At 58.3% G+C, this 278-nt stretch carries 1 protein-coding gene; it reads left to right on the top strand.

What is annotated here, in order from left to right:
• On the top strand, window positions 1-159 hold a 159-nt coding region (locus EN808_RS36120), incomplete at its 5' end, for a flagellar basal body rod C-terminal domain-containing protein (RefSeq protein ID WP_281041876.1).
• Window positions 160-278 lie beyond the last annotated feature (119 nt).

The raw sequence follows: 278 nt of genomic DNA, 5'->3' as shown, positions 1-278 counted from the left end.
CTTGGCTCCATCGTCTCAGGGGCTTTGGAGAACTCCAACGTCGATATCGCCGAGGAACTGACCAACATGATTGCAGCGCAGCGCAGCTACACTGCCAATTCCAAGGTCTTCCAGACGGGTTCCGATTTGATGGATGTCCTGGTCAACTTGAAGAGATAACCGGCGGGCGCCGGCCCGCGTGAAAGACCCGCATGTCGCTTTCCACCGCATTGAGCATCGCCCAGTCGGCGCTTCTGGCCACTTCGAAGCAGACCAGCGTTGTTTCGCGCAATGTCGCC

This window comes from Mesorhizobium sp. M8A.F.Ca.ET.165.01.1.1 (genome assembly GCF_004792065.1).
Lineage (GTDB): Bacteria > Pseudomonadota > Alphaproteobacteria > Rhizobiales > Rhizobiaceae > Mesorhizobium.
Note: the sequence above shows the minus strand (reverse complement) of the source record. Positions and strands in the feature narration are given on the sequence as shown.